A 26,385-nucleotide genomic window follows, 5' to 3' on the forward strand; every position below is an offset into this window, starting at 1 on the left:
CTCCGCGCCCTACGCGGAGGGAGCCCCTGCCCCGCCCGTGACCCGGGCCAGCCGACGGAAGGAGTCCAGCAGGGACTCGCGGTCGTAGGTGCTGGTCGTGACCAGGACCTCCTGGGCGCCCGTCTCCTTCAGGACGGTCTCCAGGTCGTGGGCCACCTGCTCCTCGGTGCCCGCGATGTGGCCGGTCAGGCCGGACTCGTAGAAGGCGCGCTCCTTCGGTGTCATCGTGAGGCCCTCGACGCGCTCGGCGGGTGGGAGGGGCGGGAAGGTGCCGTGGGTGCGGGAGTACGCCATCGACCACGCCTCCGGGATCAGGAGGCGGCGGGCCCGGTCGGGGGTGGCGGCGACCGCGATCGTGCCGGAGATGACCACGTACGGCTCCTGCGCCCAGGCGGAGGGGCGGAAGTGCGCGCGGTAGTGGTCGATGCCGCGCTGCATCTTCTCGCGGTTGCGCAGGTCGCCGATGACCATCGGCAGGCCCGCCCGGGCCGCGATCTGGGCGCCCTCGCCCATGGCCAGCACGAAGGGCGGCACGGTCAGGCCCTCGGCGGGGCGGGCCCGGACCCCCGTCGGGGAGGTCCCGCGGAACCAGCCCAGCAGCTCCTCAAGCTGTACGGCGAAGTCGTCGGCGTCGTCCTTGCCGCGCCCCAGCGCCTTGCGCACGCCGTCGGTGAAGCCGACCGAGCGGCCCAGGCCCATGTCGATCCGGCCGGGGAAGAGCGACTCCAGCACCCCGAACTGCTCGGCGACGACCAGGGGTTGGTGGTTCGGCAGCATCACACCGCCGGTGCCGACCCGGATGGTGTCGGTGGCCGAGGCGACGGCGGCCGCGAGGACCGTCGGCGCGGAGCCCGCCACTCCCGGCACCCCGTGGTGCTCCGAGACCCAGAACCGGTGGTAGCCGAGTCCCTCCAGCTCCCGCGCCAGCCGGACCGTGTCCTTCAGCGCCTGTGCGTTCGTGCCGCCCTCGCGGGTGCGGGAGCGGTCCAGGACGGAGAAGCGGGTGGCGGCGATCAGGGAACTCACACCGGGTTCAACGCGTGAGCGGGCCGGGCATTCCCGGCGGGCCCCGAGCGAAAATCAGATGACCGGCATTCGCGCAGGTCAGCACAATGGCCGGGTGACCGTCCAGAACATCCTGCTCTCCGGCGTCGTCGGCTCGACCGCGTACGGACTCGCCCGCGAGGGCTCCGACGTGGACCGGCTCGGCATGTTCGCCGCGCCCACCGAGAGCCTGCTCGGCCTGCACGCCCCGAGGGAGTCCCACGTCACCACGGCCCCGGACCGCACCCTGCACGAGGCGGCGAAGTGGTGCCGGCTCGCCCTCGGCGGCAACCCGACGGTGATGGAACTGGTGTGGCTGCCGGACGAGCTGTACGAGAAGCGCACCCCGCTCGGCGACGAACTCATCGGCATCCGGGGCTCGTTCCTGAGCGCGCCGCGGGTCCGGGACGCCTATCTGGGGTACGCCACGCAGCAGTTCAGGAAGCTGGAGAGCCGCGCGGGCGACCACCGCACCGCCAAGCACGCCCGGCACCTGAAGCGCCTGTGCCACCAGGGCCTGGAGCTGTACTCCACCGGACGGCTCACCATCCGGGTCGAGGACCCGGAGGAGTACCACCGCTTCGGTGACTCCGTCGCTGCCGACCCCTCCCGGGCGCGGTCCCTGCTCGCCCACTGTGAGAGCGCCTTCGCCGGGACCCGCAGCGCGCTGCCCGACCGGCCCGACGAGGCACCGGCCGAGGCGTGGCTGCTGCGCGTGCGCGCCCGGTTCTACGCCACCGCGGCGTGAGCGTGCGCGTCGGCGCCCTCGTGGGCGCAGGTGTCGTCGACGCCGTACGTCTCCCAGGCAGGGAAGGGGTCCACGAGCGGGTGGCGCCGGTCGTCCGGGGTCATGAGGCAGCCGGTGAGTGCCGCGTGCAGCGTGTCCGGCTCCAACCGGGTGCCGATGAAGACGAGTTCCTGGGCGTAGGGCGCCTCGGTGTCCCGGGCGGCGGACGGTTCGAAGCGGGCCACCGCACCGGCCTGTGACCACAGGCCCGTCACCCGCGGGCGACTGGCCAGGGTGAAGAAGCCCTTCGAGCGCAGGATGCGCCCGTACGCCCCGCTGTCCAGGCCCTCGGTGACGAGATCCCACAACCGGCCCGGATGGAAGGGGAGTTCGGAGCGGAAGACGGTCGAGGAGACGCCGTACTCCTCGGTCTCGGGCACGTGCTCGCCGTTGAGTTCCTGGACCCAGCCCGGTGCCTGCTGGGCGCGCTCCAGGTCGAACAGGCCGGTGCCGAGGACCTGTCGGACGTCCACGCGGGAGTGCTCGGCCTCGACGATCCGGGCGGCCGGGTTGAGCCGTACGAGAGTCGCCCGCAGCCGGGCCGCCGCCCGGGCGTCGACCATGTCGAGCTTGTTGAGGACGAGGACGTCCGCGAACTCGATCTGGTCGACGAGGAGATCGCTGACCGTGCGTTCGTCGTCCTCGAAGGGGGCGAGGCCGCGCTCGGCGAGTTCGTCGCCCCGCTCCAGCTCGGGCAGGAAGTTGGCCGCGTCCACGACCGTGACCATGGTGTCGAGCCGGGCCACGTCACCGAGGGTGGCGCCGTCGTCGCGGGCGAAGGCGAAGGTCGCGGCCACGGGCAGGGGTTCCGAGATGCCGGAGCTCTCGATGAGCAGATGGTCGAAGCGGCCCTCGCGGGCCAGCCGGTCCACCTCGTAGAGGAGGTCGTCGCGCAGGGTGCAGCAGATGCAGCCGTTGGTCATCTCGACCAGGCGTTCCTCGGTCCGCGACAGCGCGGCCTCACCGCCGCGCACCAGCGCCGCGTCGATGTTGACCTCGCTCATGTCGTTGACGATGACGGCGACCCTGAGCCCGTCGCGGTTGGCGAGGACATGGTTGAGGAGCGTCGTCTTGCCCGCTCCGAGGAAGCCGGAGAGGACGGTGACGGGCAGGCGGTCGTACGGCATCCCTCGCGGCCCTCAGCCCTCGGGGCGCAGCAGGCCGCGCTCGTACGCCTTGACCAGGTTCTGCGGGACGAGATGCGTGACGCCGCCGAGGGTGACCGGCACCAGCTGGGCGGTGGTGGCCTTCCACTGCGAGCGGCGGTGGCGGGTGTTGCTGCGGGACATCTTCCGCTTGGGGACAGCCATGACGGGATCCTCCTCGGGGGCGGGGTGGGCACCGAGGACGCTACATGAAAATGGATCCCATTAACAATCAGCGGCGGCGACGGGACCGAACCTTCGCCTCCCGCGGCGGCTCGATGAACTGCAACTCCAGCGTCAGCGGCGGCTCGGCGACGCCCGGACCGCCGGCCGCCGCCCACCGCACGACCTCCTCGGTGCCCTCGTCGTCCGTCACGAACCCGATCCACACGGCCTTGGCGCCCGCCCGGCGCCCGGCCGCCGAGGGCCGTACGACGATGACGTTCGCCTGGTCGCAGGGGCCCAGGCAGTCGGTCGTACGGACCTGGAAGCCGTGCTCGGCCGCTCCGGCGCGCAGCAGCTCCAACTGCCAGGCGTGGTCGGTGCCGGGGTTCTTGCGGGCGTCGCCGCAGCAGCAGCCCCGGCAGACGACGAGAGTGCAGGACGCGGAGCCGGCCAGGAACGAGCGGGGTGTCGAGGACATGGGAGAAGCATGCGGGGTGCACTGATCATGAGGTGCGGGTGGGGGGTGCTCATGACCGGGAGCGGGAGGGGTGCCGGGTCTAGGGTGGGGTGGTGACCGACAGTGACAAGCGCCCGCTCGCCGTGTTCGACCTGGACAACACCCTGGCCGACACGGCCCACCGACAGCGGTTCCTGGAGCGCAGGCCGCGCGACTGGGACGCCTTCTTCGCGGCCGCGCCCGAGGACCCGCCGATCCCGGAGGGCATCGCGCTGGTGCTGGTGAGCGCGGAGGAGTGCGAGATCGTCTATCTCACCGGACGCCCGGAGCGGTGCCGGCGCGACACTCTCGCCTGGCTCGCCGCGCAGGGGCTGCCCGAAGGGCGCGTGCACATGCGGCGCAACGACGACCGGCGGCCCGCCCGGCGCACCAAGCTGGAGATCCTCCAGCGCCTCGGCCGCACCCGGGAGATCCGGTTCCTGGTGGACGACGACGAACTGGTCTGCGCGGACGCGGAACGGGCCGGATTCTCCGTCGTACGGGCGCGCTGGACCGCCCCTTCCGCCGAGCTGAAGGCGGCTCAGGAGCGGGAGGGGCGGACCTGAGCGCCGTCAGTCGGACCCTTCGAGGCGGAAACCGACCTTGAGGCCGACCTGCCAGTGCTGCACCTGCCCGTCCTCGATCTGCCCCCGCACCTGGGTCACCTCGAACCAGTCCAGGTTGCGCAAGGTCTGCGAGGCGCGGCTGATGCCGTTGCGGATCGCCTGGTCCACGCCGTCGGGCGAGGTGCCCACGATCTCGGTGACCCGGTAGGTGTGGTTCGACATACGGATGCTCCTCTCCGCCGTGACAGCGGCGTCACGCGTCACTCCACCGTGCCCCAGCCCGGGGCGGAACGCGAGTCCGCTGCGCTGGGCTTGGGCCGGGCGCCTACGGGGGTGCCGGGTTCGGTCGTCGGGCGGGTGCGGGTGCGTGGTGGCTTGTCGCGCAGCTCCCCGCGCCCCCGGGTGAGTGCAGGCGGCCTGCGCCACGACCGGACCGTCAGCCGCCCGCGCACGCCTGCCGTGCGGGCACTCTCCCTGGAGCGGCTCCGACGGCGTACGAGCATGAAGTGGCGGACCTACCCCGAGGACGTGCTGCCCCTGTCCCCCTGGACGGGCTCGCGGTGGGGCGTACGGCGATCGTGCCGGACGTGATGCTGGGCACCGTCGAGATGCTCAAGCCGGTCTCCGGACCGGGTGACGCGGTGGTCGTCAACTCGCCCGTGTACCCGCCCTTTCACCAGTTCGTCGGGAACATGGGCCGGCAGGGGCGCGGGACGGACCGCGTATCTGCTGTGCAGCCCGCACAACCCCACCGGGGCCGTGCACACCACCGAGGAACTGGCGAGCGTGGCGGCGCTGGCACGGACGTATGGCGTGCGGGTCGTGGTCGACGAGATCCACGCCCCGATCGTGGCGGCCGACGCGAGCTTCGTGCCCTATCTGAGCGTCCCCGGCGGGGAGAACGGGCTGTCGCTGATGTCGGCCTCCAAGGCGTGGAACCTGGCCGGGCTCAAGGCCGCGGTGGCCGTCGCCGGTCCCGACGCGGCCGACGACCTCGCCCGCCTGCCCGAAGAAGTCGGTCATGGCCCCAGCCACGTCGGCGTCCTTGCCCACACCGCCGCGCTCAGGGACGGCGGTGCCTGGCTCGACGCCCTGCTGACCGGCCTCGACGACAACCGCCGGCTCCTGGCCGGCCTCCTCGCCGAGCACCTGCCCGCCGTACGGTACGCACCGGCCGAGGCCACGTACCTCGCCTGGTTGGACTGCCGTGCGCTGCGTCCGGACGGCGACCCGGCCGAGGTGTTCCTGGAGCGCGGCCGGGTCGCCCTGAACTCCGGGGTCCCGTTCGGCACCGGCGGCGAGGGCTTCGTCCGGTTGAACCTGGCGACCTCTCCCGAGGTGATCACCGAGGCGGTCCGGAGGATGGCGAGCGCCCTCGACTGACGTACATCGCCCTCGACCGACGAAGAGGGCCCGTGGACCTGGGCCCTCTTCGTCGTCGGCCGCTACCGCACCACGCTCAACGACAGCGCGAACCGGCCCTCGCCGTCCGTCCACCAGTGCGCCAACTCCAGCCCTGCGGAGGAGAGTTCGTCACGGACCCCCTCCTTGCGGAACTTCGCGGAGATCTCGGTGTGCAGCTCCTCGCCCGCCGCGAAGTCCACGGCCAGGTCGAGCGCCGGGACCTTCACCGTCTGTTCCGTGCGGGACCGCAGCCGCATCTCGATCCACTCGTTCTCGGCGTCCCACAGGGCCACGTGGTCGAAGGCGCCGGGATCGAAGTCGGCGTCCAGCTCGCGGTTGACGACGGTCAGGACGTTCTTGTTGAACGCGGCCGTCACCCCGGCCGCGTCGTCGTACGCCCTGACCAGCACCTCCTCGTCCTTGACGAGGTCGGTGCCGAGCAGCAGCGCGTCGCCGGGGGAGAGCAGGGCGCGGACCGAGGACAGGAACGCGGCGCGCTCGGCCGGCAGCAGGTTGCCGATCGTGCCGCCGAGGAAGGCCAGCAGGCGCGGGCCCGGTGTGCCCGGCAGGGTCAGTCCGGCCGTGAAGTCGGCGATCAGCGCGTGCACGCTCAGCTCGGGCCGCTGCGCGATCAGCGCGTGTCCGGCCTGGGTGAGGGCGCTCTCGCTGACGTCGACCGGGACGTACGTGTGCAGCCCGGTGAGCGCGTCGAGCAGGTACCGGGTCTTCTCCGAGGAGCCGGAGCCCAGTTCGACCAGGGTGCGGGCGCCGGTCGCCGCGGCGATCTCGCCGGACCGCGCGACGAGGATCTCCCGTTCGGCGCGGGTGGGGTAGTACTCGGGCAACTCGGTGATCTGCTCGAAGAGTTCGCTGCCGTGGGCGTCGTAGAACCACTTCGGCGGCAGGGTCTTCGGCGTGTGCGTCAGGCCCCTGAGGACGTCGGCGCGCAGGGCGGCCTCGGTGGCGTCCTCGGGCAGGGTGCGGGTCAGCAGGAACGGACTCACGTGCGGGGCTCCTCGAGTGGTTCCGGGGACTTCAGTGGCGTCAGCAGGACGTCGGTACGGCTCGCCGCGAGCAGGGTGCGGTCGGGGACCTCCTGCCAGTGCGGATCGTCGTCGTACGGCTCGGAGGCCACGACCGTGCCGAGGCCGGGCCGCTGGAGGTACCAGAGGGTGTCGCCCCAGGCGGTCGCGGCGATGGACTCGCCGTTGGTCATCAGGAGGTTGAGCCGGGAGTCGGGGGCCGCCTCGGCGACCTCCAGGACCGTGTCGGCGAGCGCCTGGCCCTCCTCGTCGCCGCCGCGCAGCCGGTTCAGGACCAGGGCCCACACGAACGCCGAGTCGTTGCGGGCCTCCATCGACAGCAGCTCCGCCGGGGGCAGGGTCCCGGTCAGGGGAGCCAGCGAGCCCGGCCAGCCCTTGACGGCGCCGTTGTGGCTGAACAGCCAGGGCCCCGAGGCGTACGGCGCCGCCGCTGCCTCGGCGTCGGCTCCCGCCAGCGTCGCGTCCCGTACGGCGGCCAGGATCGCCTGGCTCCGCACGACCCGGGCCAGATCGGCGAACGACAGGTCGGCCCAGATGGGCCCGGCCCGCCGGTACCGGGCCGGCACCGGGTCGCCCTCGGCGTACCAACCGACCCCGAAACCATCGGCGTTGACGGTGCCGTACCGCTGCCGGCGCGGTGCCCAGGACTGCCGGTACAGGCTGTGCGCCGGCTCCACGAGGAGCCTGCCGAGCGGCTCCTCGGGTCCCAGGTAGGCCAGATGACGGCACATCAGGCGGATCCCGCGGAACGGGCGGTGCGGAAGCCGGAGAAGATCTGCCGCCGGATCGGGTAGTCCCAGTTGCGGAAGGTGCCCCGGCAGGCCACCGCGTCCACGGCGAACGAACCGCCGCGCAGCACCTTGTGGTCGGGGCCGAAGAACACCTCCGAGTACTCCTTGTACGGGAACGCCTGGAACCCCGGGTAGGGCTCGAAGTCGCTCGCCGTCCACTCCCACACGTCCCCGATCAACTGGCGTACGCCGAGCGGCGACTCGCCTTCCGGATAGCTTCCGGCGGGGGCGGGGCGCAGGTGCCGCTGGCCCAGGTTGGCGTGCTCGGGCGCCGGGTCGGCGTCACCCCAGGGGTAGCGCGTGGAGCGGTTGCCCGCCGGGTCGTGCCGGGCCGCCTTCTCCCACTCCGCCTCGGTCGGCAGCCGCCGCCCGGCCCAGCGGGCGTAGGCGTCGGCCTCGTACCAGCACACGTGGACCACCGGCTCGTCGGCCGGTACGACCTCGGTGACGCCGAAGCGCCGGCGCAGCCACTGCTTGCCGTCGCGGCGCCAGAACAGCGGGGCGTGGATGGAGTGCTGCCGGATGTGGGCCCAGCCCGCCGGGGTCCACCAGCGTTCGGTGTCGTAGCCGCCGTCCTCGATGAACGCCTGGTACTCGGCGTTGGTGACGGGTGTGGTGTCGATGTAGAAGGCGTCCACCTGCCGCCGGTGCGCGGGGCGTTCGTTGTCGAGCGCCCAGGGCTCGTCGGAGGTGCCCATGGTGAACGGGCCGCCGGGGACCAGGACTTCGGCCGGGCCGGTGAACAGCGGGGCGGGTTCCGGGTCCGGGGCGGTCAGGGCCGCGGGCCCCTTGCGGAGCTGATGGGTGATCAGCATGGTCTCGTCGTGCTGCTGTTCGTGCTGCGCGATCATCCCGAAGGCGAACCCGGCCTCGGTGAGCCGGGTCCCGTGCAGCGCGCTGCCCTCCAGGATGTCGAGGACCCGGCCGCGCACCTCGGCCGCGTAGCGCCGGGACTCCGCGGGCGTCAGCAGGGGCAGGGTGGGGCGTTCGGAGCGCGGGTGCTCGAAGGCGTCGTAGATGCCGTCGATCTCGGGCCGTATCGCCTCCTGCCCGCCGACGGTCCGCAGCAGCCACTGCTCCTCCTGGTTGCCGATGTGGGCGAGGTCCCACACGAGCGGCGACATCAGGGGCGAGTGCTGGGCGGTCAGGTCGGGGTCCTCGACGCAGCTGGTGAGGAGCGTCGTGCGGTCCCGGGCGGTGACCAGGGTGGACACCGCCCGCTCTCGGAAGGACTCGGGGTCGACCGAGGGGGCGGTGAGGGAGTCGGTCATGTGCGGGTTTCCTTCCCGAGCGAACCGTGGGTCCGGTCCAGCAGGTCGTCGGCGGGGCAGCGGCCCCGGATCACATAGCGGTGCAGATACGTTTCGACGGCGCCCGTGACCTCGGGGCCGGCGCCCAGGCGGGGCAGGCCCTCCAGGGCCGCCGTGAAGCACGCGACGGCCGCTTCCCGCAGTTCGGGATCGGCGAGGCCCTGGCGGGCCGCGTCGATCCACAGCGGGTTGTGCGGGGCGGGCTGGGAGAGGGTGCGCTCGGCGAGCGGCTTGACCACCCGGTAGGCCGTCTCGGCGGTCTCCGGGTCGTCGAACAGCGCGGCCGTCACCGCGAGCGGCACGATCCAGCCGTCCTCGCCGGGCTGCGCGTCGATCATGCGCAGTTCGAGATGGCCGCGCGGCCTGACCGGCGGGAACAGGGTCGAGACGTGGTAGTCGAGATCCTCGCGGGTCGGCTGCCGGGGCACCCCTGACCTGGCCCATTCCCGGAAGGTGAGCCCCTCCGGGACGTCCCAGGGGCCGCTGTCCCGCCGTATGCACATCACCGGCGCGTCCAGGACGTGCCGGGCCCAGGCGGCCCGGGGGTCGGCGTCAAGGTCGGGGCCGCCCGCCCGGCCCTTGCCGATCTCCGTCCACAGCAGCTGGCGGGTGGAGAGCCAGCCGGTGGGCTCGGAGCGGGCGAGGGGCGAGTTGGCGAAGGCGGCCACCAGGACCGGGCCCAGCTGGTGCGCCAGCCACCAGCGGCGGCCGAGGCCCAGGGGGCCGGGCTCCTCATGACCGGCGTCGACGCACACCTGCACGGAGGCGGAGGTGCACATCATGGCGCGCCCCGCCGGGCCGGTGCGGTCCAGGCAGGTCTCCATGGCGTCGTAGCGCGGTTCGCGCAGGTATCTGCGGGGCGGGTGCCAGGGGTCGTGGCCGAGGCCGACGAGGCCGAGACCCTGCTCGGCGAGGGCCGCCCGGACGGCGGCGAGGTCGGCGGAGACGGTACCGATGCACTCCGTCAGGGAGTCGGCGGGCTGGGAACTCAGCTCCAGCTGGCCGCCCGGTTCGACGGTGAGCGCCGACTTCAGGGGCACGGTCCGCAGTGCGGCGTAGGCCGCCGCGAGTCGTTCGGGTGTCACGGGGAGCCGCGGGCTGCGCAGCTCGTGGACGAGCCATTCCAGTTCCACCCCGATGCGGCGGGGCGGGCCGGTCTTGAAGCAGATGCCGCGGACCAGGGCCTCGAGCTCTGCTTCGGGGAGCGATGTACGGGGCTTCGTACAGTCACCCAGTGAGTCGGACATGTCGGGATCCTCCTGAGATTCCACCATGCCACCAGTCCGGGGATCAGGTTGGGTCGGACCGGCAACGCTCGTCCCACCCAAGACCCTGATGCCGTTCCGCACAAGGGGGCACATCCGCGCATTAGGGTCCGTGGATCTCCGTTCTCCCGGGGTTCTCGAGGCGTTTTCCCGCTGTGCCGGGCGCCGGAAACTCTGTTGCACCGCATCCCGGGCATCGCTCAGGATTTCTGCATGAGCACGACGACGGGGACCGCGCGACGTGCGGTCGTGGCGCCCACGGGGGTGGCGCCATGAGCGCGCGTCTGCGTGGTGTCGCGCGGGAGACCGAGCAGATCGTCGCCGCGGGGCGCTATCGGGCGCCGGACGGGCGCGAGGTGGTGCTGGCCGCGGAGATCGAGGCGGCGCGGGCGGGGACGCGGATGTTCGGTCCCGGGCCGGTGGAGGTGCCGCCCTTCGCTCCCGCGGACACGTTCTTCGAGGTCACGGGGGAGAGCAGTCTGGAGGCGGCCCGCCGGCTCGAAGGGCCGGTGGCGGTGCTGAACTTCGCCTCGGCCCGCAATCCGGGCGGCGGCTATCTGAACGGCGCCCAGGCCCAGGAGGAGGCGCTGTGCCGGGCTTCCGCGCTGTACACCTGCCAGTTGCGGGCCCGGGAGTTCTACGACCACCACCGCGCCCGTCGCGACCCGTTCTACACGGACCGGGTCATCCACTCACCGTCCGTGCCCGTGTTCCGGGACGACAGCGGCCGTCTGCTGGACTCGGCGCACCTGGTGGGCTTCCTGACGGCGGCCGCGCCCAACGCCGGAGTGGTGCGGCGGGCTGCACCCGATCGGGTGGCCGAGCTGCCGCGGGCCCTCGCGGTGCGCGCCGAGCGGGTGCTCTCGGTCGCCGTGGCGGAGGGCTACCGGCGCCTGGTGCTGGGCGCCTGGGGCTGCGGGGTCTTCCAGAACGACCCCGCGCAGGTGGCGGGGGCGTTCCGAACCCTGCTCGGCCCCGGCGGACGGTTCGCGGACGCCTTCGAGCACGTGGTGTTCGGGGTGCTGGACCGTACTCGGGGCGCGGTGGTGCGGGAGGCGTTCGTACGGGCGTTCGCGGAGCGTGAGCGGCAGGGGAGCTGAGCGTTGGCGGCCGGGGGCCGAGTGTCGGGGGTTGGGGAGCTGGGCGTCAGCGGCCGGGGGCCGAATGGCAGGGGCTGGGGAGCTGGGCGTTGGCGGCCGGGGGCCGAGTGTCGGGGGTTGAGGAGCTGAGCGGTGGCGGCCGGGGCCGAGTGTCAGGGGTTGGGGAGCTGGGCATCAGCGGCCAGGGGGCCGAGTGTCAGCGGCTCGCGAGCTGAGCGTCAGCGGCTCGGGAGCTGGGCGTCAGCCGCAGGGAGGGCTGCCTGTCAGGTCCAGCCGTAGCGCTCGTGCAGGCGCTGCCTGACCAGGTTGAAGCGTCCCCGGTCCAGGGCGCAGGCCTCGCGGCGCATGCCCTCCTCGTGGAGGCGCAGGACGCGGTCGACGTCCACCCAGGAGTCCCGCCCGGTCCGGTCCCAGGGGCCGCTGCCGATGGCGACCCACTCCCGGTCCCCGTCGTGCCGCTTGCTCGACAGCTGTACGGCGAGGACGGTACCGGCCGCCTCGCGGGCGACCACGAGCACGGGCCGGTCCTTGCCGCGGCCGTCGTTCTCCTCGAAGGGCACCCAGGTCCACACGATCTCCCCGGGGTCCGGGTCGCCGTCGTGCGCGGGGGAGTACTCGGTGCGCACCCTGCCGACCTCGCGGGGGTCGGCCTCGGTGGTGGCGGTGGCGCCGAAGCGGCCGGGGACGTTCTCATCGGTAAAGGCAGTCACGGGGGCACCTTATGGCGTCCGCGGGTTCGGGTGAGGAGTGACTGGGGTCCTGGGTGTCACACTGCTCGCGCGGCGAACCGCGGCGGCCCGGGGCCCTTTTGTCCAAAGACCCCGGACCGCCTGTCCCTTACTCCTGGACCGGAACCTTCTGCACGGGCGGTGCGGCGACGCCGTTCAGCGAAGTGCCGTTGACCTGCTGCCCGTTCTGGTTCATCGATGCCAGCAGCTGACGCGCGAGACCCAGTCCCGTGCCGCCCATGGTGAGCGCCTTGGCGAACATGTCCGCCATGCCGTCGGCGCCGTTGAGCACCACCATGTTGTCGACGTTGCCGAACGCGGACGCGCCGGCCTTGACGATCTCCGGCCAGTTCTCGGCGAGTTGCTGGGCGACGACCGCCTCCTGGTTCTCGGCGAGGGCGGCGGCACGGGCCTTGATGGCCTCCGCCTCCGCGAGCCCCTTCGCCCTCGCGGCCTCCGCCTCGGCCAGCCCTTTGGCCTGAGCCGCCGCGGCCTCCGCCTCACCCGTGGCCCGGGTGGACGCCGCCATGGCCGCACCGCGCGCCTTGGTCGCCTCGGCCTCGGCACTCGCGGCCGCCTTGACCCGGGTGGCCTCCGCCGCCGCGGCCAGCTCGGTCTCCCGCGCCTTGGCCTCGGCCCCGGAGATCCGCGCGTCACGCTCGGCCTCGGCCAGCGTCCGCTTCTCGTAGGCCTTGGCGTCCGCCGGCTTGCGGACGTCGGCCTGGAGCTGCTGCTCGCGCCGGTGCGCCTCGAGTTCGGCGACCCGGGTCTCCTGGACGACGACCTCCTGCCGGGCCCCGGCGTCCGCGAGCGGACCGGCCTGGCGCGCCTTCGCGGCCGCCTTGTCCCGCTCGGCCTGGTAGCCGGCCTGGAGGATCTCGCTGTCCCGGGTGGCCTCCGCCATCCGCGCGAAGGACTGCTGCTCGGCCTCGGTGGCCAGCCGGTTCGCCTCCGCCTGGGCGATCCGGGCGTCGCGCTGGACGGCCGCCGCGTGCGGCATCGCCAGGTTCTGGATGTACCCGGTCGGGTCCTCGATCTCATGGATCTGGAGGGAGTCGACGATGAGCCCCAGCTTCTCCATCTCCGTGCCGCAGGCGGCCCGGGTCTGCCCGGTGAGCTTCTCCCGGTCACGGATCATGTCCTCGACGGTCAACCCGCCGACGATGGACCTGAGATGACCGGCGAACACGTTGTGCACCCGCTCCGACATCAGCTTCTGCTGATCCAGGAAGCGCCGCCCCGCGTTGGCGATCGACACGAAGTCGTCGCCCACCTTGAAGATGACCACGCCCCGCACCTTGAGCGGGATGCCCTGGTGGGTCACGCAGTCCACATGCAGTTCGGTCTCGTTCAGGTCGAGCGAGAGCTTGCGCACCGCCTGCACACCGGGCAGCACCAGCGTGCCGCGCCCGGTGACGATGCGGAATCCCATGCCCGCCTCGAGACCCTCGGTCTTGTGGTTCGAGCCCGAGATGATCAGTGCCTCGTTGGGTTCCGCGACACGCCACATCAGCTTGAACAGACCGATCACAGCGGCGATGGCGGCAACGGCCACCCCCGCAACGACGCCGATGACCATCGGCATACGCCCCCTTTGCATGGTGCCCTTTCGGCACCGAACGAAGGGAGTGTGCGCCTGTTCGAGGCGGTGGTGAAGACGCCGGCGAATCCTTGTCGAAACCTTGATACAAACGCTCTCACCTGCGCATTGGCGGGCTCAACTGTCGTACGCCGCCTGTACGTAGACCGTCCTCGGCGGCAGGTACTCCACCACCATCACCACGGTGCCCCGCTCGATCCGGTCCGTGCCGGAGGCGGGGTAGGCGAGGAAGTGCTCGGCACCGCCCCGCACCCGGACGATCACCTCACCGACGAGCCCCGGCCCGACCGTCCCCGTGACCCGCCCCATGAGCCCGACCATCGACGCATCGTCCATGGTCACAGGGTACGGGCGGGCACGAACTGCCGCAGCGGCCGCACCCGGTCGGGGTGGACGTCGACCACGTCGCCGCACCGGTCACCGAACAGGTCCTCGACCACCTCTTCGACCGCGTCCACTGGCAGCCGCCGGGCGGACGGCACGTCACCGCTCACGCCGCGGGGGAATCCAGGGCGACCCGTTCCGGCGGCCAGGCCTCGTGCCAGCGCAGATCCGCCTCCAACTGCGCCGCGAGCGACAGCAGCAGCGGCTCGCTGTTCGCGGGTCCGAGCAACTGCGCCCCGACGGGCAGCCCGTCACCGACGAACCCGGCGGGCACATTGACCCCGGGCCACCCCAGCACGTTCCACGGCCAGGCGTAGGGGCAGGCCGCGATCATCGCGCGGTCGGTGGCCAGTCCGCCCAGCTTCAGCATGGCCCCGATGCGCGGCGGGGGAGCGGCCGTGGTGGGGGCGAGGACGACGTCGTACGACGAGAAGAACCCTCCGATACGGCGGTGCAGGACCGCCTCCGCGCGCCGCGCCGCCCGGAGCGGTACCCCGCCGAGCAGTCCGCCGAGCCGGGCCGCGTCCCGGGTGCGGCGATCGAGGAGCGCGGGGAAGGGCGCCTCGCGGACCCGCTCGGCGAGCCCGGCGGTGGCGCGCGGGATGAAGGTGAGCCCGATCTGGCCGTACGGCGGATCGGCCTCCTCGACGGTGTGCCCCAACGCGCCCAGCTTCTCGGCGAGTTCGACGACCCGGGCCCGCACCTCCGGCTGGAGCCGGGCCGGCAGCGCGGTGAACGGCGGCTTGAGGGCGAGCGCGATGCGCAGCCGGCCGGGGTCGCGGCCGACGGCCGCGGAGGCGTCGACGGCGGGCGGGCGATGGGGGTCCAGGTCGTGGTTGCCGCTCGCCGCGTCGAGCAGCAGGGCCGCGTCGGCGACCGTGCGGGCGAGCGTGCCGTTGACGGTGATGCCCTGGAAGGACTCGCCGCGCGGCCAGGTGGAGATCCGGCCGCGCTGCGGCTTGATGCCGACGAGGTGCGTCCAGGAGGCGGGGATCCGCACCGAACCGGCCCCGTCCGAGCCGAGCGCCGCGGGCACGAGACCGGCGGCCACGGCCGCGGCGGACCCGCCGGAGGAGCCGCCCGGGGTGTGCTCCGGGCTCCACGGGTTGCGGGTCGCCCCGAAGGCGGGGCCCTCGGTGAACGGCCACTGCCCGAGCTCACAGGTGTTGGTCTTGCCGACGATCACGGCCCCGGCCGCGCGCAGCCGCCGTACCGCCTCACCGTCCCGGGCGACCGCGGGGAACTCGCCCTGGCAGCCGAACGCGGTGGGCTCACCGGCCACGTCCATGTCGTCCTTGACGGCGACGGGTACCCCGAGCAGCGGCGCGCGTTCCCCGGCGGCGAGCCGGGCGTCCGCGGCCGCCGCCTCGGCGAGGGCGGCCTCGGTCCGTACGATCCGGAAGGCGTTGAGCGTGTCCTGGGCGCCCTCGATCCGCGCCAGGGCCTGCTCGACGAGGGCCAGGGAGGTGATCTCGCCGTCGGCCAGCGCCCGCGCGGTCTCCACCAGCCCTGCGGAACGGTCGTACGTCATACGGGACACCTCCGTGCTGCGGACCGACGCCGTCTACTGAACGGTAACGTCGGAAAGCGCTTCGGGGGAACGCGGGTTGACCCGGTTGAGCGCAAGAGGGTTGTGCGCGAGGGATTGACGTGTTCCGGTCACCACTCTACGGTCTGACCGACTTTCCGAACCTTGTTCGGCATGTCGGACGTCTCGGACGTGAGCCGCGTCCTGCACTTGTTCGAGGGAGAGCCGCACGTGCACGTGACCACACGACCCCCCACGCCGTCCCGCCGCACCCTGCTCCGCGCGCTGGCGGTCCTGCCCGCCTCGGCCGCACTGCTCGGCGAGCTGCCCGGCACGGCCCTGGCCGCCGCCCCGCCCAGCGGCTCCGCCACCCGCTGCACGATCGTGCCGTTCCTCAACAGCGACGACGGCACGGTGAACGTCTACCAGTCCGACGACGCCACGGACTTCCGGCTGCTCAAGTCCTCCGCCTACACGCCGCCGAGCAACAGGATCCGCGACGCGAGCGTCTTCCGGCACACCGACGGCTTCTACTACCTCACCTACACCACCCACACCTGGCAGGACGTCAGCACCACCATCGGCTTCGCCCGCAGCTCCGACCGGGCCAACTGGACCTTCCTGTACGACTACACGGTCCCGATCGCCGACCTGTCCCGCGCGTGGGCGCCGGAGTGGTTCGTCGACAGCGACGGCAGCGTGAACGTCATCGTGTCCTGCTCGCTCACCAGCGACGAGTGGATCTTCACCCCGTACCGGCTGCGGGCGACGAACTCGGCGCTGACGGCGTGGAGTTCACCGATGGCCCTGTCCGGCATCGGCGCGAACCACATCGACACGTACCTCGTGAAGTCCGGCTCCACCTACCACGCGTTCACGAAGAACGAGACGACGAAGTACATCGAGTACGCGACGGCGTCCTCCCTGACGGGCCCCTACACGATCTCCAGGACGGGCGACTGGGCGGGCTGGGGCAGCTACCGCGAGGGCCCGTCCGTGATCCAGCTCGACAACGGCGGCTGGCGGATCTTCTTCGACGGCTACGGTGACGGCACCTACTACTACAGCGACAGCTACGACACCTTCGCGACCTGGTCGGCCCCGGCGGCGCTGCCGGTGGTCTCGGGCACGGCACGCCACTTCACGGTCATCAAGGAGACGGTGTCCGGCGGCCCTTCGCTCGCGAAGAACGTGACGCGCTCCTTCCGGTCGGTCAACTACTCCACGCGGTACTGGCAGAACCAGTCCGCGCTGCTCAACCTCCCGGTGGTGACCGGCTCCAGCACATCGGCCGAGAAAACGGCGTCGACCTTCACGGTGGTCGCGGGCCTCGCCGACTCGACCGGCTTCTCCTTCCGCGACTCCTCCGGCAACTACCTGCGCCACTGGGACTTCCGCGCCCGCTTCGACGCCGACGACGGCACATCGACCTTCACCAAGGACGCGACGTTCATCGCCCGCACGGGCACGTCGTCGGACTCGATCCGCTGGGAGTCGTACAACTACCCCGGCTACTACCTGCGCCACTACAACTACCAACTCCGAGTGGCCCGAACGGATGGGACGGATCTGTTCCGTGCGGACAGTTCATTCGTGCCGGTGACTGCCTGGGCTTGAGCCGCACGGCTCCTGGCCGCTGTTGCGTGGTGTTTCGGACTCCGTCGAGCCCGGACCCCTTGTCGGGCTCGTGCTCGTCGGCACCGGGCCGGACGGGTGCCGGATGCCCGGTGGAGTCCGCACAGGCTGCCCCAGTGGTGGGACATGTGCGGATTCCCGGGGTGTGTCGTCCGTGCGAACGTGTGGCCGGAATCAAATCGCCTCGGCGTCCTGGCCGCTACGGTGCTGGACCGTGGAGGAAAACGGACCGCACAGCCTCCGGTTCGCCCTGTTCGGCCCGCTGCGTGCCTGGAGGGGACCCGTCGAACTGGCGCTTGGGTCCCCTCAGCAGCGTGCGGTGCTCGCGGCGCTGCTGCTCAGCCGGGGGCGCCCGATCGGGGTGGCCGAACTCGTGGACGGCGTCTGGGGCGCGCGGCCGTCTCCGGGTGCTGTCGCGATGGTGCGTACCTACGTCTCACGGCTCCGCAAGCTGCTCGAGCCCGAGCGGACGCCAGGGCGGCCGTCCGGGCTGCTGGTCTCCCTCGGGGACGGATACGCCCTGCGCAACGACCGGATCTCCAGTGATCTGGCCGAGTTCGAGGAGGCGTTGACGCAGGCCGAGCGCCGTCGGGCCGTCGGTGACACGACCGGCGCGGTCCGGTTGCTGCGTGCCGTGCCGACGGCCGGGGGCGGTGCGGTACTGGCCGGTGTGCCCGGTCCGTACGCCGAGTCCGCGCGGACCGAACTGGCTGAACGCCTGCTGGGCGCCCTGGAGTTGCGGCTGTCCATGGAGCTGGAGCTGGGCCGGCACGAGGCGGTGGTGCCGGCACTGCTGGCGCTGCGCGCTGCGCATCCGCTGCGAGAGGCGGTGGTCGAGCTGCTGCTGACCGCCCTGTACCGGTGCGGCCGGCAGGCCGAGGCGCTGGAGGCCTACGCGAGCACGCGCCGCGTGCTGGTCGAGGAACTGGGCATCGAGCCGGGGCCGTCCTTGCGTGCCCTGCACGCACGGCTTCTCGCCGGAGACCCCGCGCTTGCCCGGCCGACGCTCAGCGCACCGGGTGCCGACACCCACGCCCCGCACAGCCCCGCTCCCGTGCCACCTCCGGAGTCGGACGCCGCCTTGCCCAGCCGCCGCGCCGGTGCCGTGAGTCCCTCCCAACTCCCCGCCGATCTCCCCTTGTTCACCGGTCGCCGCGCCGAGCTCGACTCCCTCGCCGCCCTGCTGCCCGAGGGAGACGGCCCGCCCGGCACCGCGGTCATCGGCGTCATCGACGGAATGGCGGGGACCGGCAAGACCACCCTCGCCGTGCACTGGGCCCACCGGGTCGCCCACCGCTTCCCCGACGGCAGCCTCTACGTCAACCTCCGCGGCTACGACCCGCACGGCTCCCGGATGCTTCCGGGCTCCGCGATCGAGATGTTCCTCGTGGCGCTCGGCATGACCCCCCAGGCCGTCCCGGAGGGACTCGACGCGCAGGCCGCCCTCTACCGCAGCATCCTCGCCGACCGGCGCTTCCTGATCGTGCTGGACAACGCCCGTGACGCCGAGCAGGTACGGCCGCTGCTGCCCGGCACACCCGGCAGCCTCGTCATCGTCACCAGTCGCCGGCGGCTCGGCGGTCTCGTCGCCGGGCACGGTGCCCGTCCGCTCACCACGGGCCTGTTGAGCACCGAGGAATCGCATGAGCTGCTGTCCCGGCGGCTGGGCGGCGCCCGCGTGGACGCCGAACCGGAGGCCGTCGCCGCGATCACCGAGCTGTGCGCCCGGCTGCCGCTCGCCCTGGCCATCGTGGCGGCCCGCACGGCCCACCGTCCCGGCTTCCGGCTCGCCGACGTCGCCCAGGAACTCCGGGACCACCACGGCAGCCTCGACGCGTTCGTCGGCGACGACGCCGGCACCGACGCCCGAGCCGTGTTCTCCTGGTCGTACCAGGCCCTGTCGCCCGCGGCGGCCGCACTCTTCCGCCGGCTCGCCCTGCATCCGGGCCCCGACATCACCACCGTCGCGGCCACCGCACTGACCGGCGCACCACCGCGTGAAGTCCGCGCCCTGCTGACCGAACTCACCGGGGCGAGCCTGCTCAACGAACACGCTCCGGGCCGGTTCGTCTTCCACGACCTGCTGCGCGCCTACGCCGGTGAACTCGCCGAGGCCGAGGACGACGAGAGCACCCGCGACGCGGCTCTGCTGCGCATGCACGACCACTTCCTGCGGACCGCCCACAACGCCTCCTCGGTCCTCGGTCCGTTCCGCGAGCCCGTCGCCCTGCCGCCGAGCACAACGGGCAGCGAGCCCCTTCGGTTCAACGACCGGGCCCAGGCGACCACTTGGCTGCGCACGGAGCGGTACGTCCTGAGCGCGATCGTCGAGCACGCCGCCGCCCACGGCTACGACGAACACGCCTGGCGCACCGCGGCGGCCCTGGACGTCTACTTCAACCGGCTCGGGTTCTGGCACGACCTCCTGAAGATCAACAGCGTGGCGCTGGAGGCGGCACAGAAGCTCGGCGATCCCCTCGGTCAGGCGTACTCCCTGTGCGGTCTGGGCGTGGCCCACGCACAGCTCCACCACGCGGAGGCCGCGTCCAGGTGCCTCGAACGCTCGCTGGACCTGTTCCATGACGCCGGCGACCCGTTCGGTCAGGCCCGCGTCCATCGTGCCCTCGCCTATCTGGCCAACCGGACGGACCGGCGCCCGGCCGCCCTCGACCACTACGCACAGGCCCGCGCGCTGCTGCGGGCCGAGGGCGACCGCAACGGCGAGGCCGGTGTGCTCAACGAGGTCGCCTGGACGTACATCCTGATCGGCGACCACACGAAGGCCCTCGACTGCTGCCGGGAGGGTCTGACCCTCCACGAGGAGATGGACGACCCTTACGGAGCGGCCTCGACACAGGACACCCTCGGCTACGCCTACCACCACCTCGGCCGGTACGCGGACGCCATCGAGCATTTCGAGCGGTCGGTGAGCCTGTTCGCCGCGATCGGCGACCACTATCTCGAAGCCGACGTCCTGCGTCACCTCGGCGACGCCCGCCGTGCCACCGGCGACCGGGACGCGGCCCGCGAGGCGCTGCGGTCGGCTCTCGCGCTGCTGGAGGAGATGGGCCATCCGGACGCCGAGGAGGTCCGCTCGGCCCTGCGCGAACTGGACACCGACGAGCCGGAGGCACAGTCAGGCCGTTGACGCCTTCATGGGCTCCGGCCGCTCGCTCAGCAGGCCATGTCCGTCTCCGCCTGCTCCTGCCATGCCTCCTCGACCACGACTCCGTGTTCCCGCAGGGCGAGGCGCAGGCTGCGCAGGGCGTAGTACACGCGGGACTTCACGGTGCCGCGCGGAATGCCCAGGTCCTGCGCGGCCTGCTGGGTGGTGCGGTCCGCGAAGAACGTCGCCTGGAGCACCTCACGGTGCGCGGGTGTGAGCGTCTCCAGGGCCTTGTGCAGCACCATGGACGACAGCATCCGTTCTATGTCGTCCACCTCGGAGTGCATGTCGCCTAACCAGGTGGTGCCGCTGATCTCCAGCGGGCGGGCCATCCGGGTCCGGTGCGCGTCGATGACGAGGTTGCGGGCGACCCGGAACATCCAGGGGCGGACGGCCATTCCCTCGGCGTCGGTCAGGTTCCCGGTGTTCCAGCAGCGCAGCAGCGTCTCCTGGAGGATGTCCTCCGCACGGTGGGAGTCCCAGTCCAGCATGCGCAGTACGTACGAGTACAGGGCCGGCCCGTGTTCCAGATAGAGGTCGCGCAGCGCCCGTTCCTCGGGCGAGACCGCGCTGGCCGATCCGATGGCCGTCACGTTCATGGAAGTGCTCCTGCTCCTCGGGTCGACCGCCCCGGCCGACTGCGGGCCGGGACGGTGCTCTTGGGGAACGGAGTGTTTCGAGGGGCGGTCCACGTCTGTTTGACGCCTGGTGTACGAGTCGATTGACGAGCCGGTCAGGGGGAGTGCGCCGGAGTGCGCGTGGTCGCGTACAAGGGGTCAGACGTACGCCCCCTCCAGCGTCTGCACGTGCCTGTGGACCATCTCGGCGATTTCGGTGTGGCCGGGCGGCAGCGGACCCTGAAGGCTCAACATGTCCCACATGTGCAGCAGTTCGCGCCCATGGGTGACGGCGGCCCGGGAGTCGTCGAGTTGCTGCCAGGCCGCCGCCGCCCGCGCCACGTCCATCGGGGCCCTCTCGTCGCGGGCCCTGCACCGGATCCGGGCCACAGCCAGTGCCAGTACGACGGCCTCGCGGTGGTCGCCGCGCAGGTACGCGAGGTATGCCTCCAGGGCCCGCGCCTCCAGCGCGTGCGGATGCTCGGCGCCCACCGACCCGGTCAGGCGCTCACGCAGCGCGGTCGCCCTGGCGAACGCCTCGTCGAGCCGGCCGGCGACCCCCAACTCGTTGATGCGGCCGACCTGTTCGGAGAGCGCGGCGGGGGGCGTGTCGACCCCGGGGACGGGTTCCCGCACGGTCGGACCGGTGACGGCGGTGACGGCGGTGACGGCGGTGGCGCGGGCGCGGGCGATCGCGCCGGCGATGGCGGAGGTGGAGGTGGCAGCGGAGTTGAGGGTGACGGGCGCGGTGACGGTGGGCGGGGACGGGGCGTCGGCGGGCGGCTCGGAGGCGGGCTCGGATTCCGGCTCGGAGGCCGACCGCGGTTCGGGTTCCGGTGCGTCCCCGGATCCGGACGCGAGGACGTGGCTGGAGCCGTCCGGCAGCACCCGGAGGACGAAATGGGCCGTGCCGGGGCCGTCGCCGACCGTGGCGTCCACGGCCGCGCCGGACTCCTCGGCGTACCGGTGCAACGCGTCGAGCACGGCCTCGTGCACGGACTGACCGGGAGCGGGGACGAGCGGGTCGCCGTTGATCTCGGCGAGGCCTTCGTCGGAGACGTACACCTTGAAGTGGTCCAGGTCCATGGCTGTCTTCCTCGTACGGTGGGTCCGGTCAGGTGGGGGGAGTGTCAGTTCGTGCCGGTCGGCGTCGAGGTCGGTGTGACCCCGGGGGTGGCGCCCGAGGGCGGGGCGGCGATGCCCTGGTACTTGGCGAACTGGGCGCGGACGGCGAGGACGTAGCTCAGGGCGTCGTTCGACTGCGGGACGCCCTTGGCCGCCTTCACGGCGTCCATCCCGACGGCGTGGCCGGCCAGGGCGAGGTCCAGGACGCTGTTGGTGGTGTTGCCGTCCTTGTCGGTGGTCTTCACGACCGTGCCGTTGTCGAGCAACGTCTGTCCCTGGCCCGCCAGATCGCACATGTAGCGACCCAGGGCCATGATCGAGTCCTTGTTGTCCGTCGCCTGCGTCTTGCCGTTGTCGTCGTCGTCCTTGCCGAACTTGCTGAAGATGTCCGGCGTCAGCTGCGAGATGCCCGTCTCGCCGTGCGGGCCGACCAGGGTCGAGTTGAAGCCGGACGCCTTCTCCAGCTGGGAGGCGATGACGATCGGGCCGATCGCGTCGCACTCCTCGCCGGCCTTCTGGATGGGGTCCACCAGGTCCGACGGGACGGTGGTGGTGTCCAGCTCGCCCTTCCCGTCGCCCTGGAGGACGGCCACCATCTGGTTCGCGGTGTCGTTGTCGCTGCTGTAGTCGTCGGCGCTGCCGCCGCCTCCTCCGAAGAGCAGGATCAGTGCGATGAGCGGGGCGAGCAGGACCCCGAGCCCCCCGAAGATGATGATCAGGGGCACGGCGCCCGCCACGGCGAGCGGGATCATCACGCAGCCGCCCACGCCGGCGCCGGCCACGCCGTACATGACGGCGTTCGAGCCTGCGCCACCCTCGCCCTCTTCGGCACCCATCCGCGTCCTCCGCCTTCTTCGACTCGTCTTGAACCGCTGTGGCCACACGGCCCGTTGTGCTGTCCGACGGACCCGGTAGACCGAAACGGGGCCCGTGGCAAAAAGGTTCAGAACAGCGGAAACCGGATGAGTCAGAGCAGCGGAAGCACGAGCCAGGAGGGGGGCGGGAAGAACATCGTGGGCACTCCTTCGGCACCACAACCGATCCCGCAGTCATGGGTACGGGGACCCAGGTCCACGCAGTCGGCACAGCCCGAGACGGACGGCGGCACGGCCGCCCCTGCGCGGCAGGAGGCAGCCGTTTCCCGGCCCCCGGCACCCGCCGTGCGGCAGGCCACCGCCCCCAGGGCACCCGCCGTACGGCAAGCCGCGCCCTCGCTCGACTCCCCGGCTCCCAAAGCCTTTTCGGGCCGCCCGGCGGAACAGGGCCGGGCCCGGCCGAAGCGACCCGGGAGAGCGGCGGGCGGCAGGTCGCGCGAGGACGTCGGGTGGGTGAAGGCTCATGGCGGCTCCGGCGCGACCTCGCTGGTCGAGGCCCTCGGCGGCGTGGACGTGGGCGACCGCTGGCCCGAGCCCGCGCGGGGCGAGCCGTACCGGATCGTCCTGGTCGGCCGGACCAGCGCGCGCGGACTGCGGGCCGTGTCCCGGGCACTCGGCGCGCTCAAGGACGGCAACGCCCCGCAGGGGCTCGAACTGCTGGCCGTGGTGCTGGTCGCCGACGCCCCCGGGCGGCTGCCGATCGGTCTGCTGCGCCGCATCCGGGTCCTGCGCTCCGTCGCCCGCGTGCACCGTGTGCCGTGGATCCCGGCGTGGCGCACGGACAGCCCGATGAAGTACGTCCCCAGGCAACTCGTCACGCTCTCCCGGCTGGTGGGCAGCGACGTCTACGGCGAGGGAGCCCGGTCGTGATCCAACTCCCCTCCGCCACGCAGTACTTGGCCGACGGGTACGACCCGGGCGACGACGGTCACCTGATCCTCAACACGCTCTCCTGGTGCGCCTCGGCCTGTGGCGTCGCCGGACTGATCATCGTCGGTATGCAGATGGCGCTCCAGCTGCGCCGGGGCGACCCGGGCGAGGGCGGTGAGCACTTCCGCGGTGTCTTCTTCGTCGTCCTGGGCTGCGTGATCGCCACCACGGCCGGCCCGCTCGTCACCTTCCTCGGCGACCTGACCATTCAAGGCCCCTGAGGCCGACAGACCTTCCAGTACCGCCAGTTCACCGCCCCGCCCGCCATTCGGGCCGGGCGCCGACTCCTCGGAGAATCCTCATGTCCGCAATGCTCCACGAAGCCTCCCAGTACCTTGCCGCCGTCGTGCCCGCACCGTCGGGCGGCGCCAACGTCCCGCAGCCGACCAGCAACGCCCCCGGCCCACTGACCTCCAAGGTCAACCTCGTCCTCGGCATCCTGGCCTGGGCCGGCACTGCGGCCGGTGTCTGCGGCGTGCTGGTCACCGGCGCGATGATGGCCATCTCCGTCAAGCGGGGTGAGAGCTCGGAGCACATGAGCCGCCTCGGCATGGTGCTCGGCGGCTGTGTCCTGGTGGCCACGGCCGGCCCGCTCGTCCAGTTCGTCTTCAACTAGAGGGCGCGGGACAGTGGGCATCTTCAAGCGCGGAGGACAAAGGTCCGAGGAGTCCGGGCCGTACTGGAAGCAGCGCAGTTGGCAGGCATCGGCGGGGTTCCTCGCGCTGGTCGTGGTCCTGGGCGTGATCACCACGCTGACCTCGGGCTCGGGCTCCGGCGGCCATGCACAGGCGCCGGTGTCCAAGGGCCCGCTGTCCGGCACCGCCACCAGGAAGGACGGCCGTCCCGGTGGCTGCCGTACCGACGACAGCGCGGGCGACACGATCCCCACGTCCGTGCCGAAGGACATCAGTTGGCACCCGGTCAGCATCGGGCAGGTGCCGGTCTCCGCCTCGGCGGGGCCGACCAGGATCGAGGGCGCCGTGTGGTGGTGCTTCGCGCACACACCCATGGGTGCCGCGCTGGCCGCCACCGGCATCCCCACCCAGATGAGCGGAACGCAGTGGCGCACTGTCACCGACCAGCAGGTGGTCGCCGGGCAGGGACGCGACCTGTTCGTGTTCCAGCGCACCGCCGTGCCGGACACGGAGGGTTCGAACAGCGCCCCGGCCACGTCGTCCTACGCCGGGTTCAAGGTGACCTCGTACACCCGTGAGGCGGCGACCGTCAGGCTGCTGATCAGGAACGCGCAGGGCTATGCCGCCACCAGCGTCTCCGTGCGCTGGAGCGGTGGCGACTGGAAGATCCAGCCCGACGGAAGCGGAGGCCTGTACTCGCAGTTGGCCACCGAGCAGAGCGCCGTCGGCTACACACTCTGGGGGGCCTGACGTGGCGGCCTGCAGCAACGGGAATCCGCTCGCGGACGCGATCACCGGGTTCTTCAGCTTTCTCGGCGACCCGGTCGGGACGGTCATCGGTCTGATCGCGAAGTCGATCCTCGCCGCCGCGATCGCGGTGTTCGCGGGGCTGGCCGACAGCGTCCCGACCCTGGACGACACGACCACCTCGAACGACCTCAGTGACAAGACCTCGTGGATCGTGGTCTATCTGGCCGTCGGTTCACTGCTGTTCGCGGCCGGCAAGATGGCCCTCGAGCGCAGGGGCACCGCCGGTGTCACCGCGCTGAAGGGCATCCTGCGCGTCGTCCTCGTCGCAGGCGCGGCCACCACCGTGTGCCTGGCCGCGGCAAGGATCGCGGACAGTTACTCCACCTACCTGTTCAACGACTCCGTGCAGAACGCGCTCGACAACATCGGCGCCTGCGGGGACAACAGCGACATCCAGTCCTTCCTGCTGCTGATCCTCGCCTTCCTGCTGCTGCTCGCGGGCATCCTGCACACGATCCTGATGTACATCCGGCTCGGCGTCATGATGATCATGCTCGGTACCCTCCCGATCGCCGCCGCGGCCTCGATGACGGACTGGGGCGCCGGCTGGTGGCGCAAGCACATCGGCTGGATGATCTCCTGGCTGCTCTACAAGCCCGCGGTCGCGCTCGTGCTGAACGCCGGCATGACGATGATCAGCCAGGGCAAGACCGGTACGAACCCCAACGTCAACACCCGTATCGCCGGCATCGGCGTGATGCTGCTGTCCGCGATCGCGCTCCCCGCGCTGCTGAAGCTCGTCGTACCCGCCACCGCCGCCATGGGCACCGGTGACCCGATGGCCGCCATGGGCCAGGCGGGCAACCAGCTGGCGACCGGTGCCGTGCAGGTCGGCGCCATGAGCGGCGGGTCCGGCGGAGCCGGCGGAGAGAGCGGACAGAAGGGCCCGAGCGGAGCGAGCGGCACCGGTGGGGCGGCCGGCGGCGCCGGTGCGGACGGGGCGTCCGGCGGCAGCGGTGCGGGCGGCGCGTCCGGCCCGGGCGGTCCGAGCGGGGCGAGCAAGGGCGGTGGCGGCGCGGGCAAGGCCGCGGGCGGTGCCGGCAAGGAGGCCGGAGCGGCGCTGGGCGGCCCCGCCGGTATCGCTGTCCTCGCGGCCGTGGCCGCGGCCCAGACCGCGGGTGCGACCGTCTCCGGTGCCGTCGAGGGCGGCGACGGAGACCTCGGCAACAACAAGTGAGCCCGGGGGAGTCCACGACATCCGGGCCGTACGCCCGTACGGCCCGGCACCGCCTCCCC

26 protein-coding genes and 2 pseudogenes are annotated in these 26,385 nt (G+C 72.2%); 11 read left to right on the plus strand and 17 right to left on the minus strand.

All coding sequences use genetic code 11. The features are described 5' to 3' along the window. Window positions 1-9: 9 nt before the first annotated feature. Window positions 10-1,026: an LLM class flavin-dependent oxidoreductase gene (locus ACFULQ_RS33360; RefSeq protein ID WP_383551185.1), complete on the minus strand. Its 1,017-nt coding sequence runs from the start codon at window positions 1,024-1,026 to the stop codon at window positions 10-12. Between the two features lie 58 nt (window positions 1,027-1,084). Between ACFULQ_RS33360 and ACFULQ_RS33365 the strand changes: the two genes are divergently transcribed. Further along, complete coding sequence (locus tag ACFULQ_RS33365; RefSeq protein WP_383551186.1) at window positions 1,085-1,792, plus strand: DNA polymerase beta superfamily protein; 708 nt, start codon at window positions 1,085-1,087, stop codon at window positions 1,790-1,792. Here the strand turns inward: ACFULQ_RS33365 and ACFULQ_RS33370 are convergent. The 3 genes from ACFULQ_RS33370 to ACFULQ_RS33380 all read right to left on the minus strand — a co-directional run bounded on the left by ACFULQ_RS33370 (window position 1,774) and on the right by ACFULQ_RS33380 (window position 3,619). Beyond that, window positions 1,774-2,958: a GTP-binding protein gene (locus ACFULQ_RS33370; protein WP_383551188.1), complete on the minus strand. Its 1,185-nt coding sequence runs from the start codon at window positions 2,956-2,958 to the stop codon at window positions 1,774-1,776. The genes ACFULQ_RS33365 and ACFULQ_RS33370 overlap by 19 nt on opposite strands. Window positions 2,959-2,970: 12 nt before the next feature. Beyond that, entirely contained in the window at window positions 2,971-3,141 is a 171-nt protein-coding gene (rpmF, locus tag ACFULQ_RS33375) for a 50S ribosomal protein L32 (RefSeq protein ID WP_383551190.1), read from the minus strand. A 67-nt stretch (window positions 3,142-3,208) separates the two neighbouring features. Next, complete coding sequence (locus ACFULQ_RS33380) at window positions 3,209-3,619, minus strand: (2Fe-2S) ferredoxin domain-containing protein (RefSeq protein WP_383551192.1); 411 nt, start codon at window positions 3,617-3,619, stop codon at window positions 3,209-3,211. Between the two features lie 92 nt (window positions 3,620-3,711). Between ACFULQ_RS33380 and ACFULQ_RS33385 the strand changes: the two genes are divergently transcribed. Next, on the plus strand, window positions 3,712-4,203 hold the full coding sequence (locus tag ACFULQ_RS33385) for a hypothetical protein (RefSeq protein WP_383551194.1): 492 nt from the start codon (window positions 3,712-3,714) through the stop codon (window positions 4,201-4,203). Between the two features lie 6 nt (window positions 4,204-4,209). Here ACFULQ_RS33385 and ACFULQ_RS33390 read toward each other — a convergent pair whose 3' ends face one another. Then, a complete protein-coding gene (locus ACFULQ_RS33390) occupies window positions 4,210-4,425 on the minus strand; it encodes a dodecin (RefSeq protein ID WP_383551196.1) in 216 nt (71 codons plus the stop codon). Between the two features lie 279 nt (window positions 4,426-4,704). On the opposite strand from ACFULQ_RS33390, the pseudogene ACFULQ_RS33395 reads away from it, so the two are divergent. After that, window positions 4,705-5,586, plus strand: a pseudogene (locus tag ACFULQ_RS33395) (MalY/PatB family protein). A gap of 62 nt (window positions 5,587-5,648) precedes the next feature. Here the strand turns inward: ACFULQ_RS33395 and egtD are convergent. From egtD to egtA, 4 genes are read right to left on the minus strand one after another with little or no spacing between them, the layout of a single operon-like run. After that, complete coding sequence (gene egtD, locus ACFULQ_RS33400) at window positions 5,649-6,611, minus strand: L-histidine N(alpha)-methyltransferase (RefSeq protein ID WP_383551198.1); 963 nt, start codon at window positions 6,609-6,611, stop codon at window positions 5,649-5,651. After that, window positions 6,608-7,381 carry an ergothioneine biosynthesis protein EgtC gene (egtC, locus tag ACFULQ_RS33405; RefSeq protein WP_383551200.1) on the minus strand — a complete coding sequence of 258 codons (774 nt, stop codon included), beginning with the start codon at window positions 7,379-7,381 and terminating at the stop codon, window positions 6,608-6,610. Before egtC ends, egtD begins: the two co-directional genes overlap by 4 nt. Beyond that, window positions 7,381-8,712 (minus strand): ergothioneine biosynthesis protein EgtB, encoded by a 1,332-nt coding sequence (gene egtB, locus ACFULQ_RS33410; protein ID WP_383551202.1) that lies wholly within the window; start codon window positions 8,710-8,712, stop codon window positions 7,381-7,383. Before egtB ends, egtC begins: the two co-directional genes overlap by 1 nt. Beyond that, window positions 8,709-9,998 (minus strand): ergothioneine biosynthesis glutamate--cysteine ligase EgtA, encoded by a 1,290-nt coding sequence (gene egtA, locus ACFULQ_RS33415; RefSeq protein WP_383551204.1) that lies wholly within the window; start codon window positions 9,996-9,998, stop codon window positions 8,709-8,711. The genes egtB and egtA overlap by 4 nt, the downstream gene beginning before the upstream one ends. A gap of 290 nt (window positions 9,999-10,288) precedes the next feature. On the opposite strand from egtA, the gene ACFULQ_RS33420 reads away from it, so the two are divergent. Next, window positions 10,289-11,116, plus strand: coding sequence for a TIGR02452 family protein (locus ACFULQ_RS33420; RefSeq protein ID WP_383551206.1), 828 nt, complete (start codon window positions 10,289-10,291; stop codon window positions 11,114-11,116). Window positions 11,117-11,379: 263 nt separating this feature from the next. On the opposite strand, the gene ACFULQ_RS33425 is transcribed toward ACFULQ_RS33420, so the two are convergent. The 5 genes and pseudogenes from ACFULQ_RS33425 to ACFULQ_RS33445 all read right to left on the minus strand — a co-directional run bounded on the left by ACFULQ_RS33425 (window position 11,380) and on the right by ACFULQ_RS33445 (window position 15,368). After that, window positions 11,380-11,826 (minus strand): type II toxin-antitoxin system PemK/MazF family toxin, encoded by a 447-nt coding sequence (locus ACFULQ_RS33425; protein ID WP_330262842.1) that lies wholly within the window; start codon window positions 11,824-11,826, stop codon window positions 11,380-11,382. 127 nt (window positions 11,827-11,953) lie between these two features. Then, window positions 11,954-13,429: an SPFH domain-containing protein gene (locus ACFULQ_RS33430; RefSeq protein ID WP_383551209.1), complete on the minus strand. Its 1,476-nt coding sequence runs from the start codon at window positions 13,427-13,429 to the stop codon at window positions 11,954-11,956. Between the two features lie 132 nt (window positions 13,430-13,561). Continuing rightward, window positions 13,562-13,780 (minus strand): hypothetical protein, encoded by a 219-nt coding sequence (locus tag ACFULQ_RS33435; RefSeq protein ID WP_253266726.1) that lies wholly within the window; start codon window positions 13,778-13,780, stop codon window positions 13,562-13,564. Between the two features lie 23 nt (window positions 13,781-13,803). Beyond that, window positions 13,804-13,941: pseudogene (locus tag ACFULQ_RS33440) on the minus strand (SAV2148 family HEPN domain-containing protein); the annotation flags it as partial. Beyond that, window positions 13,935-15,368, minus strand: coding sequence for an amidase (locus ACFULQ_RS33445; RefSeq protein WP_383551211.1), 1,434 nt, complete (start codon window positions 15,366-15,368; stop codon window positions 13,935-13,937). The pseudogene ACFULQ_RS33440 and the gene ACFULQ_RS33445, both read right to left, overlap by 7 nt. 225 nt (window positions 15,369-15,593) lie before the next feature. On the opposite strand from ACFULQ_RS33445, the gene ACFULQ_RS33450 reads away from it, so the two are divergent. Together ACFULQ_RS33450 and ACFULQ_RS33455 are read left to right on the plus strand one after the other, a co-directional pair. Next, window positions 15,594-16,973 carry a glycoside hydrolase family 43 protein gene (locus ACFULQ_RS33450; protein WP_383551213.1) on the plus strand — a complete coding sequence of 460 codons (1,380 nt, stop codon included), beginning with the start codon at window positions 15,594-15,596 and terminating at the stop codon, window positions 16,971-16,973. A 232-nt stretch (window positions 16,974-17,205) separates the two neighbouring features. Continuing rightward, window positions 17,206-20,139 (plus strand): BTAD domain-containing putative transcriptional regulator, encoded by a 2,934-nt coding sequence (locus tag ACFULQ_RS33455; protein ID WP_383551215.1) that lies wholly within the window; start codon window positions 17,206-17,208, stop codon window positions 20,137-20,139. A 26-nt stretch (window positions 20,140-20,165) separates the two neighbouring features. Here ACFULQ_RS33455 and ACFULQ_RS33460 read toward each other — a convergent pair whose 3' ends face one another. The 3 genes from ACFULQ_RS33460 to ACFULQ_RS33470 all read right to left on the minus strand — a co-directional run bounded on the left by ACFULQ_RS33460 (window position 20,166) and on the right by ACFULQ_RS33470 (window position 22,735). Continuing rightward, the gene (locus ACFULQ_RS33460) at window positions 20,166-20,756 is read right to left on the minus strand and encodes a sigma-70 family RNA polymerase sigma factor (protein ID WP_383551217.1); all 591 of its coding nucleotides are present in this window, start codon (window positions 20,754-20,756) and stop codon (window positions 20,166-20,168) included. Window positions 20,757-20,933: 177 nt separating this feature from the next. Then, window positions 20,934-21,860 (minus strand): hypothetical protein, encoded by a 927-nt coding sequence (locus tag ACFULQ_RS33465; protein WP_383551219.1) that lies wholly within the window; start codon window positions 21,858-21,860, stop codon window positions 20,934-20,936. Window positions 21,861-21,904: 44 nt separating this feature from the next. After that, a complete protein-coding gene (locus ACFULQ_RS33470) occupies window positions 21,905-22,735 on the minus strand; it encodes a lytic transglycosylase domain-containing protein (protein WP_383551221.1) in 831 nt (276 codons plus the stop codon). 492 nt (window positions 22,736-23,227) lie between these two features. Here ACFULQ_RS33470 and ACFULQ_RS33475 point away from each other — a divergent pair, with 492 nt between their 5' ends. From ACFULQ_RS33475 to ACFULQ_RS33495, 5 genes are all read left to right on the plus strand, one after another. Next, window positions 23,228-23,644, plus strand: coding sequence for a hypothetical protein (locus ACFULQ_RS33475; RefSeq protein WP_383551223.1), 417 nt, complete (start codon window positions 23,228-23,230; stop codon window positions 23,642-23,644). Further along, on the plus strand, window positions 23,641-23,925 hold the full coding sequence (locus ACFULQ_RS33480) for a hypothetical protein (RefSeq protein ID WP_383551225.1): 285 nt from the start codon (window positions 23,641-23,643) through the stop codon (window positions 23,923-23,925). The genes ACFULQ_RS33475 and ACFULQ_RS33480 overlap by 4 nt, the downstream gene beginning before the upstream one ends. 80 nt (window positions 23,926-24,005) lie before the next feature. Then, the gene (locus ACFULQ_RS33485) at window positions 24,006-24,320 is read left to right on the plus strand and encodes a hypothetical protein (RefSeq protein ID WP_383551227.1); all 315 of its coding nucleotides are present in this window, start codon (window positions 24,006-24,008) and stop codon (window positions 24,318-24,320) included. A 13-nt stretch (window positions 24,321-24,333) separates the two neighbouring features. Continuing rightward, window positions 24,334-25,089 (plus strand): hypothetical protein, encoded by a 756-nt coding sequence (locus ACFULQ_RS33490; RefSeq protein WP_383551229.1) that lies wholly within the window; start codon window positions 24,334-24,336, stop codon window positions 25,087-25,089. 1 nt (window position 25,090) lies between these two features. Further along, a complete protein-coding gene (locus tag ACFULQ_RS33495; protein WP_383551231.1) occupies window positions 25,091-26,326 on the plus strand; it encodes a hypothetical protein in 1,236 nt (411 codons plus the stop codon). Window positions 26,327-26,385: the final 59 nt, after the last annotated feature.

It is taken from the genome of Streptomyces sp. NPDC057253 (assembly GCF_042669125.1).
In the GTDB taxonomy this organism is placed as follows: Bacteria; Actinomycetota; Actinomycetes; order Streptomycetales; family Streptomycetaceae; genus Streptomyces.